4 protein-coding genes and 1 pseudogene are annotated in these 9,596 nt (G+C 64.4%); 2 read left to right on the forward strand and 3 right to left on the reverse strand.

Annotation, left to right across the window (positions count from 1 at the left end; genetic code table 11):
- Both Q0672_RS00365 and Q0672_RS00370 read right to left on the reverse strand, forming a co-directional pair.
- The coding region (locus Q0672_RS00365; protein ID WP_298618624.1) for a filamentous hemagglutinin N-terminal domain-containing protein at positions 1-5,413 on the reverse strand (5,413 nt) is incomplete at its 3' end.
- 62 nt (positions 5,414-5,475) lie between these two features.
- Positions 5,476-7,164, reverse strand: a complete 1,689-nt coding sequence (locus Q0672_RS00370; RefSeq protein WP_298618626.1) for a ShlB/FhaC/HecB family hemolysin secretion/activation protein — start codon at positions 7,162-7,164, stop codon at positions 5,476-5,478.
- A 245-nt stretch (positions 7,165-7,409) separates the two neighbouring features.
- Between Q0672_RS00370 and Q0672_RS00375 the strand changes: the two genes are divergently transcribed.
- Both Q0672_RS00375 and Q0672_RS00380 read left to right on the forward strand, forming a co-directional pair.
- On the forward strand, positions 7,410-8,741 hold the full coding sequence (locus tag Q0672_RS00375) for a caspase family protein (protein WP_298618628.1): 1,332 nt from the start codon (positions 7,410-7,412) through the stop codon (positions 8,739-8,741).
- Positions 8,742-8,847: 106 nt separating this feature from the next.
- Positions 8,848-9,402: an OmpA family protein gene (locus Q0672_RS00380; RefSeq protein WP_194271296.1), complete on the forward strand. Its 555-nt coding sequence runs from the start codon at positions 8,848-8,850 to the stop codon at positions 9,400-9,402.
- Positions 9,403-9,481: 79 nt separating this feature from the next.
- Here Q0672_RS00380 and Q0672_RS00385 read toward each other — a convergent pair.
- A pseudogene (locus Q0672_RS00385) lies at positions 9,482-9,596 on the reverse strand (IS481 family transposase); the annotation flags it as partial.

Below are 9,596 nucleotides of genomic sequence, written 5' to 3' on the forward strand. Positions count from 1 at the left end.
GCGCGCCGGTGTGGGCGTTCAAGCTGCCGAAGTGCCCGGCCAGGCTGGCGGGGCCGGTGGTATCAAGGGTCAGCGTACCGGTAAAGTGGTTAGCACTGCCGGCGGCGCTGACCGCACCGCCGCCGGTACTCCGCAGCGTGGCGTTGGCGCCGCGCAGCGTACCGAGATAGGTCTGTACGCCGCTGGTCACGATGCTCTGGCTGGCGCCGAGGTTGAGGGTGCTGCCTGCCAGTTGAGTCACACTGCTGAGGCCGTTGGCGCCAGCGGCGAGCGTAACGGTGCCGGGGCCATCAATGGTGAGCGCACGCGTTGCGCCGCTGACGGTGCCGTTCAGGGTCAGTGTTCCGCCAGCAGCCGCAGTGATCTCGGCATCGCTGGCGAGCCTGACGCCGCCGCTGTACGACGCGGTGCCGGTGCCCATCAGCGCACCGACGCTACGGCCGGCGATCACCAGACCGGAACCCGCCAGATTGATGCTGGATGGTGAGCCGAGGGTCACGCCGTCGGCTATGTTGAGCGTTGCACCTGAATCCACCGCGACGCTGCCCGGGCCAAAGGCGGAGTTGCTGGCGGCGGTGAGGATGCCGGCGGCGATGGTCGTGGTGCCGCTGTGGGTGGCGGCGCTACCGCCGAGTACGAGCGTGCCCGCGCCCACTTTGGTGAGGTTGCCGGCGCCACTGCGGTTGGTGTTGAGGGTGAACATGCTGCCGGCGCTGACGCCGATTGAGGTAGCCGCGGGCAGTGCGATTGCACCTGTGTAGCCGGCGGTGCCGGTGCCGGTCAGCGCACCAGCGCCGTCCACGCCATTACCGCTCAGTTGGATCGACCTCGGTGTGTGCAGAGCGGTGTTGTTGATGTTCAGGGTAGCGCCGGAGGCCACGCTGACATCGCCCACGCCCAGGGCGTCGCTACGTATGCTCAGGGTACCAGCCTGGATCGCCATGTCGCCGAAGGACGCGCTGCCTGTGGCGATCTCCAACGTGCCGAGACCGGTTTTGGTGAGGTTGCGCGAGACCCCACCCGAAATCACCGTGCCGCCGCTGCCGGCAGTCAAGGTGAGTCGGTCGGTACTCGCACCACTGAACGGCCCCACATGGATGGTCGCCGGGGACGTCAGCGCGAGCTCTCCGGTGTAGCCCGCGGCGCCAGTACCCCACAACGCGCCATAGCTGTGGGTGCCGTCGTTCCAGCCGGCGCCAGCGAGGTTGATCGAGCTGGGTGAAGTCAGCGACACGCCGTCCAGATGCAGGGTGGCGCCGGCATCGACGGTGGCCGCACCGCCGCCGAGGCTCCCCGCGCCCTGCAGGGTCAGCATGCCGCCGGTCACCCGGGTCGTTCCGGCGTAGCCGCCGGCGCTGGTGAGCGTCAGCGTGGCCGGACCATCCTTCGTGAGGTTGCCGGCACCGGCGATCGTACCGGAGAAGGTGTTGTCGACATTCTGGGTGACCCGCAGCGTCCCTGTGCCGAGCTGGATCGTGCCCGAACCGCCGAGGCTGCCGATGTGCTGATTCGTTCCGTTGAGTTCGAGCTTCGAGCCGGCGCCGGAAAAACTCACCACGGTGAGATCGGGTAGCGTGCTGCTGCTGTTCAGGAGCACGGTGCCGCCATTGATCGCGGTGCTGCCGGAGTAGCTGTTGGCACCGGACAATTTCAGCGTCCCGGCGCCGATCTTGGTGAGGGCGCTACTGCCGTCCATCGCCGCCCCCAGCGTGAGGGTGTCGCTGGCGATGGGGGTGTCGATGCGTGCGGTCGCTGCCGCAAGGGTCACCGTGCCATCGTAAACCGCATTGCCCGTGCCGCGCAGGGTGCCGGAAAGGCTGATTGGCGTACCGGCCGCGAGGGTGATGCCGTCGGCTATGTTGAGCGTTGCACCTGAATCCACCGCGACGCTGCCCGGGCCAAAGGCGGAGTTGCTGGCGGCGGTGAGGATGCCGGCGGCGATGGTCGTGGTGCCGCTGTGGGTGGCGGCGCTACCGCCGAGTACGAGCGTGCCCGCGCCCACTTTGGTGAGGTTGCCGGCGCCACTGCGGTTGGTGTTGAGGGTGAACATGCTGCCGGCGCTGACGCCGATTGAGGTAGCCGCGGGCAGTGCGATTGCACCTGTGTAGCCGGCGGTGCCGGTGCCGGTCAGCGCACCAGCGCCGTCCACGCCATTACCGCTCAGTTGGATCGACCTCGGTGTGTGCAGAGCGGTGTTGTTGATGTTCAGGGTAGCGCCGGAGGCCACGCTGACATCGCCCACGCCCAGGGCGTCGCTACGTATGCTCAGGGTACCAGCCTGGATCGCCATGTCGCCGAAGGACGCGCTGCCTGTGGCGATCTCCAACGTGCCGAGACCGGTTTTGGTGAGGTTGCGCGAGACCCCACCCGAAATCACCGTGCCGCCGCTGCCGGCAGTCAAGGTGAGTCGGTCGGTACTCGCACCACTGAACGGCCCCACATGGATGGTCGCCGGGGACGTCAGCGCGAGCTCTCCGGTGTAGCCCGCGGCGCCAGTACCCCACAACGCGCCATAGCTGTGGGTGCCGTCGTTCCAGCCGGCGCCAGCGAGGTTGATCGAGCTGGGTGAAGTCAGCGACACGCCGTCCAGATGCAGGGTGGCGCCGGCATCGACGGTGGCCGCACCGCCGCCGAGGCTCCCCGCGCCCTGCAGGGTCAGCATGCCGCCGGTCACCCGGGTCGTTCCGGCGTAGCCGCCGGCGCTGGTGAGCGTCAGCGTGGCCGGACCATCCTTCGTGAGGTTGCCGGCACCGGCGATCGTACCGGAGAAGGTGTTGTCGACATTCTGGGTGACCCGCAGCGTCCCTGTGCCGAGCTGGATCGTGCCCGAACCGCCGAGGCTGCCGATGTGCTGATTCGTTCCGTTGAGTTCGAGCTTCGAGCCGGCGCCGGAAAAACTCACCACGGTGAGATCGGGTAGCGTGCTGCTGCTGTTCAGGAGCACGGTGCCGCCATTGATCGCGGTGCTGCCGGAGTAGCTGTTGGCACCGGACAATTTCAGCGTCCCGGCGCCGATCTTGGTGAGGGCGCTACTGCCGTCCATCGCCGCCCCCAGCGTGAGGGTGTCGCTGGCGATGGGGGTGTCGATGCGTGCGGTCGCTGCCGCAAGGGTCACCGTGCCATCGTAAACCGCATTGCCCGTGCCGCGCAGGGTGCCGGAAAGGCTGATTGGCGTACCGGCCGCGAGGGTGATGCCGTCGGCGATGTTGAGCGTTCCGCCCGATGTGACCGTGACAGTGCCCGCAGGGCCGAGGGCGGTGGCGTTGCCCGCCGTGAGCACGCCGGCGCCGATGGTTGTGCCGCCAGAATAGCTTGCCGGGCCGCCCAGCACGACCGTGCCATCACCGAGCTTGATCAGGCTGTCGCCGACACCGCCGTTGATGGCGCCGAGGGTCAGCGTGCTGCCCGCGGTTGCACCGACAGCCGCGGCGCCGCTGAGCACTAGGCTACCGCTGTAAGACGCGGCGCCGGTGCCGGTCAATGCGCCCGTGCCGTCCACGCCGCTGCCGGCGATGTTGATCGACGAGGGCGCAATCGTCACACCGTCGATATACAGCGTGGCGCCCGAATCAACCTGAACCGCACTGAAGCCCAGCCCCGCAGCGTTGCTCACGGTGATGGTGCCGGCGTTGACCGTCGTGCTGCCGGTGTAGGTGTTGGTCTGGCTGAGATTGAGGGTTCCAGTGCCTTGCTTGATCAGCGAGCCGGCGCCAAGGGTGAAGGCGGCAAGCTGGGTAACGGTGCCACTGGCATCGATCTTGAGGTTTCCGCCTGCCGGGCTGCCAACGTTGGTGGTGATCGCGCCGAGGGTCATATCCGGCGCGGTGAGCGACAGCGCCGCACCCTTGGTCGATACCGTCGAGCCGCCGGCAAATATGATGCCAGTGCCACCAGTGACAGAAATGATGTTGCTGGCAACCCCGTTGAAGGCCACTGAAGTGGCAAAAGTCACCGTACCGGGTGCCTGAAGGGTGTAATCCGACGCACCGTCGAGGCTGGAGGCGGACACGTAGTACGTGATGTCATCTCCCACGCTCGGCGCCCGGAAAACACCCGCGGGATCCGCCGTTACCGCCGGGGCCGGTGCCTCCCCGGACACCACGTTAAGATTCTCCGGGTCGAGCAGCAACATCCCTGCTCGCCCCAGCACAGCGCCTGTGTTCACGTCGCCCGAGAAGGCCAGATTACGCTTGCCCGACACCTCGACGAAACCGCCGTCGCCGCCCAGCGCGCCGCCGCGAGCCCGGATGCTGCCGTAGAAGCGCGTCCAGTCGTCGGCCCACACGATCACCTTGCCGCCATCGCCGCTGCCGGTGGCGTCGGCGGAAATGCTCGCGCCGCTTCCGACATAGCTACGGGTGGCGTTGTGCTCGGCGCCGCCGCCTTGATAATTGCCACCGATCAGCACCGCTCCGCCGCCGGCTTCGCCCGATGCATCGATGTGGGCGCTGCCGAACAGGCCGACGCTCTCGCCAAGTACCCTCACCTGCCCGCCACCGACACCGGCCGCGGTACCCGATGCATCCAGCGTTCCGCTCACCTGCACCACGCCGCTGCCGCCGCCATCGAGATAAATTTCGCCGTTGCGCCGGCTGATGCTTCGCGCCCGCACCACGCCATCCACGTTCAGCACGGTATCGAGGAGGGCGTCTCGGGTGCCGGCCTGCAGCGCCACCCGACCACCATCGGCGATGATTTGCCCGGCGTTCTCGACCAGCGTCGGCACGGCACCTGCATCCACCTGATAACGTACGAGGCCGTCACCGTCGAAATCGATGTTGACCCGCTCACCGGCGATGAGGCCGGTGGTTCCGCCCGGCGTGGCGATGGCGCCGGAGTTGCTCACCCGGGTGCCGATCAGTGTCACGCTGCCGCCTTCGGCTGCGGTGATCCGGCCCTCGTTGCGCACGCTGCCCGACCCACCTGGTGCTACGCCGAACACGTAGCGGCCACTCAGCAGATCGGCACTGCTGGCGGTGAGGGTGGATGCCACCAGGCTGCCCACATCGATCACCGCATCACGGCCAAATATGATGCCCGACGGGTTGATGAGGAATACCGAACCGAGAGCGCTGATCTTGCCGAGGATTTGGGAAGGATCATTGGTCGTGACCCGATTGACGGTCACCGCGGCGGTGGAAGGCTGGTTGAAGCGCACCGTTTCGTTGCTGCCAACGCTGAAGGTGCGCCAGTCGATCGCCGCCTTGGAACTGCTCTGATTGACCACCAGCCCGGTCGTGCCGGCCGCATTCACGGCGGCCTGCCCTGACACGATGGTGGGATCGGTGGGCAGGGCGAAGGCGTTGTTGCACAGCGCCACCATCAGCGCCGCGGCCAGTGGTCGCAGGCTGGTGCGGAAACGGGGAGCGTCGTGGCGGGAGGATCGTGTCGCTTGGCGGGGCTGGGTGACCATGGAACTTCCTTTATTTCATCCTGGGTGCCACGACCCAGAAGGCCGGGGTTGGCGCGGGCTTGTCAGAAGTAGCGGGTGATCTGGGCGTAGAGCCGGGGGCGGTGATCGAGCTTATCGCTGACGAGCTCACCCTGGGTGCGCCAGGCGAGGCTGGCCTGGGCAGACCACGACTGGGCGGTTGCCCAGTTGAGCGCCAGGCCTACGGCTGAAAGCACCCGGGTGTTGCGGTCGGCCGTCGAGTTGCCGGCGGACGGATCGCGGTCAAGGCGCGCCCTACCCCAATCCCAGAACATTGCGCCGACCAGCGAACCTGGGATCCGGCCATCCCAGTTGGGCAGCGTGTGACGCAGTTCGACGCTGACCAGATGCGCCCGGTCGGCGGGCGCCTCGCCCACCGGAAAGGCCCGCACGCCGCTCGGGCCACCGAGGCTGAACTTTTCGCTGCTGTCTAGCCGGTCGGGCGTCAGTTGCCCCGAATAACGGAAGAACGCGAGCAGGCCGGTCTGGCCGAGGCTCTGGAGTCGGGAATAGTACGGGTTGATTCGGCGGTAAAGGCCGGTTGGCGTACCGATCTGAGCCGTCGGATTGTCGAGGCTTCCGTGGGTGTAGCCGAGGGAGAAGCTGTTGATACCACCCCCGAGAAACGTGTCGCGCAGGTCGCCGCTGACCGTGACCAAGGCGGAATCGGAACGTCGCTTGACCACCGCACCGGCGTCTGGAACGTCGGTGAATTCCTTGTGGTCGAAGCCGGCCTGGACGAAGACATTGACGTTGCGCGAGCGGACCAACGGATAGAGCGCAAACACCAGTCCATCGGAGGCGGCGCCCGTGCCCGGCGGTATGCCGGCTTTGGTCAGCAGCTTGTAGTTGAGGTTGGAATACGAGCCACCGAGCCGCCAGCCGTCGGTTCCCACCGGCGCCACGTAGCTTACCGAGCCGAAGTTGATCCCGCTGTCTTCGCCATAGATGCCGCGAAACGACAGCGAATCGCCGATGCCCAGCGGCGAACCGATGTTGAGACCGCCCATGGCTCGGTACAGGCCGGTGTAGCGGGAGCCCATGGCATCGAGCTGGAACAACCCGCCGACGGTGGGGTCCGGCGTCACGTCGACGATCAGATCAGCCGTACCCGGCGTGCTGCCCGGGCGGATGGTAGAGCGAGCACGCACACCGTGAAGGTCGTTTAGCAGAAACAGAACCCGTTCCAGCTCTGCGGTGCGCAGCACCACGCCGGTCTGGAGGCGGTCTAGCTGGGCCTGGATGCGTGCTTTGGAGACAGGCGTTGCGGGATCGTAGTTAAGCTCGACCTTGCCCAGCATGCCAAGCAAGATGACGATCTCGACGACACCGTCTTGGAGCTTCTGTTCCGGAATGTAGACCTGTGCAAGGAGATAACCGCGGGCGTTAAGGTGGCTGCGAACCAGGCTGGCAGCGTCGAGGATATCCTGAAAGCTCTTGTTGGGGCCGATGGCCGACGCCAGCAGTGCCATGATCGCAGTGCGTTCTTCTTCAGGTGCGCCAATGAGGCGGAAGGCGGTGACATCCACCTTAAGGTCGGGTACGTCGGAGATTTCCTTGCGCGGAACCAAGCGCTGATCAATCAGCTCGGCTGGCGGGCGCGATGTCGGCTGTGAAGGAGGCTCGATTTGGCGCAAAATCTGACCAGCATCCTGTTGGGCCAGTGCAGACCCCACCGATGCCGTGAAAAATGTAAGCACCACCGACACCCGGGACTGGAAAGAATCCTGCATGCTGACACCCTTAAGCAAGTAGATACCCGTTTGCGTTAAGACTACTCACAAATCATGTCCCGTGCAAGGCAAGATATGCCGTCAAATCCGCAAGGAAAATTCACCCCATGCAGTGAATAGTGAAACTCTTCTCCGAGACTCGCCGCCGCCCCCAATAGCCCACCGCACTAACCATGTCCGATTCGCAGTCAAGACCACCCCACCCATCCCACAATGCATCCCTGCGCAGGGATTTTTTGGTTCGAATGTGGCAGGCAGGCATCGTGATATCAACGGCAGGCACCAACTCTCGCCCATTGCTGGCCGCCGACATTGTCGATTCGAGAAAACGAGCCCCAGCGCAGAAGATTGCGCTGCTCGTCTGCTGCGGCAGCTACCCGAGTGGAGACAGCATCTTGCCGGCGCGCAAGAACGGCCGCGATCTTGAGGCTGCGCTACGGCGTCATGGCTTCGAGGTCGAGGTGGAGAATGACCTCGATCTGCACCGCTTCACGGCTGCCATCGAGCGTTTTCGCAAACACATGGCGATGCTCCCGAATGACGGCCGCAGCATCGGCTTGGTCTACTTCTGCGGTCACGGCATGCAGATCGACGGGCGCAATTACCTCCTGCCCGCCGGCATCGCCACCAACGACCCCAAAGCAAGGGAACTCTCGATCAATCTGCAGGAAAAGCTGCTCGCTGCCTTTCCGCAACGCTATCCGGGCCTTGGAGTGGCCGTTATCGATGCCTGCCGCACGACCAATGACACGGCCGGCGCGTTCAACTACTCGACCGCACCGGAGGGTTGCATCGTGGCTTTCTCGGCCAGCGCCGGCCAAGTGGCGCTGTCGCCCGCCGATCCCGACAAGAACAGTTTCTACACTCAGGAACTGGTTGGTGCACTGAACGACGTGGACGAAGAAACGCCGATCACCGATATCTTCGAGCTGACCCGTCTGCGGGTCGAAAAGACGATGACCAATCACCCCGCCGCCATCGTCCGCCAACTCGCCCAGCGTCCTCACATGACCACCGGCCAAGCCGGCGTGTTCATGCTGGGCCGAACCCGAGTTCTCGCTGCGTCCCGCAATGCAGAAGATGACGCCTACGCCAAGCAGGCTGCAGCGCTACTCCCAGGCGACGTCAAAAAGAGCGCCGAGGGCTTCCTAAAGGCTTACCCGAACAGCCGCTACAACGCCCAGGTCCGGGTGGCGCTGGCAGGGGCCGACGACGCGCTTCAAGCACTGTCCAGCCCCTTCGTCCGGCTGTCCGTCAGCGCCTTTCAGACCACCAAGGGCGATGAACTCTTCATGACCGATCTGCGTAAGGCGCTACGCGGAGACAAGGATGCAGCCGAGCGGATCTCACTGATGTACCGAAACGGGCACAACGGGATCTCTCAAAACCTCCAGCGCGGCGAACAATGGCTGCGTTACTCGGCCCTGCTCGGCAACGCCATTGCATGCTACGAGCTCTATCGCAGCCTGGCCGAGAAGGGTGATCCTGACGCCGAGTTTTTCGGCCCTGAGGCTGTCCGCCTGGGCTATCGGCCACCGAAGGGCTTGTGTGGCGCCCGCAAATCCGAGAGCTGTTGAGCACCATATTGCACTTCGTGGCAAAAAACGTAGTCTGGAGTATACTTAGGGTGGAGCTTTTTATGCTCTCCAGGTTATGAATTCAACTGTTAGAGGGCCTGCCAAGATGCTTAAATCACTCATGATTTCGACGATCTGCCTGGCTTCCGGAGTTGCCTTAGCCGCCGACAACAGTGGCGACGTAGTTGAGCTCAACGAGAGCGTCGCTCCAGAAGTGATCGAAAGCGGTTTGTTCCCGAAATCCTCAATCACGGCGGCTTGCGAGGAAGCGGCGAAAGCCGGTTTCACTTGCGGTCAGATCGTTCCGCGAAAGGTGTTTTCCCTGCCGTCAAACATTTCGTTTACCTCTGGATCGGCTCAGCTCAGCGACGCCGCCAAGAGCTTGCTGGCTAGCTTCGGTCCAGTTCTGAAGCGCAACGAAGCGTCCGGGAGTTCCGTGATTTTCATCGGTCACACCGACATCACCGGCTCCAAGCGTCTCAATCAAAACCTGTCTGAACGGCGAGCTGAAGCGGTTCGGCAGTATTTCATCAGCAGTTTCGGAATTTCACCGTCCTTCCTCAAGGCAAGCGGGGTGGGATCGGCACAACTCAAAGACAAGGGCAACCCGAGCAGTTCGGTGAACCGCCGCGTTGAAATCAGCACCACGTCGGGGAAATGATCTGATAATCGTACTTTGCCGCTAGCGATCAAGTGCCTTGTTGATGGCTGTCTGGCGCAGAAAGCCAGTGCAGGAGGTACTAATTGTGCCGAGTCAAGACGTTGTTTCCGTCCCCTGGTAGCCGAGAGCTGGGGGTTTGGCAGCCGATGCCGTGGTGGGGTCGATGCCAGTTGTAGAAGTGATTCCAGAGCGGC

Source organism: uncultured Zoogloea sp. (assembly GCF_937894855.1).
GTDB lineage: Bacteria > Pseudomonadota > Gammaproteobacteria > Burkholderiales > Rhodocyclaceae > Zoogloea > Zoogloea oryzae.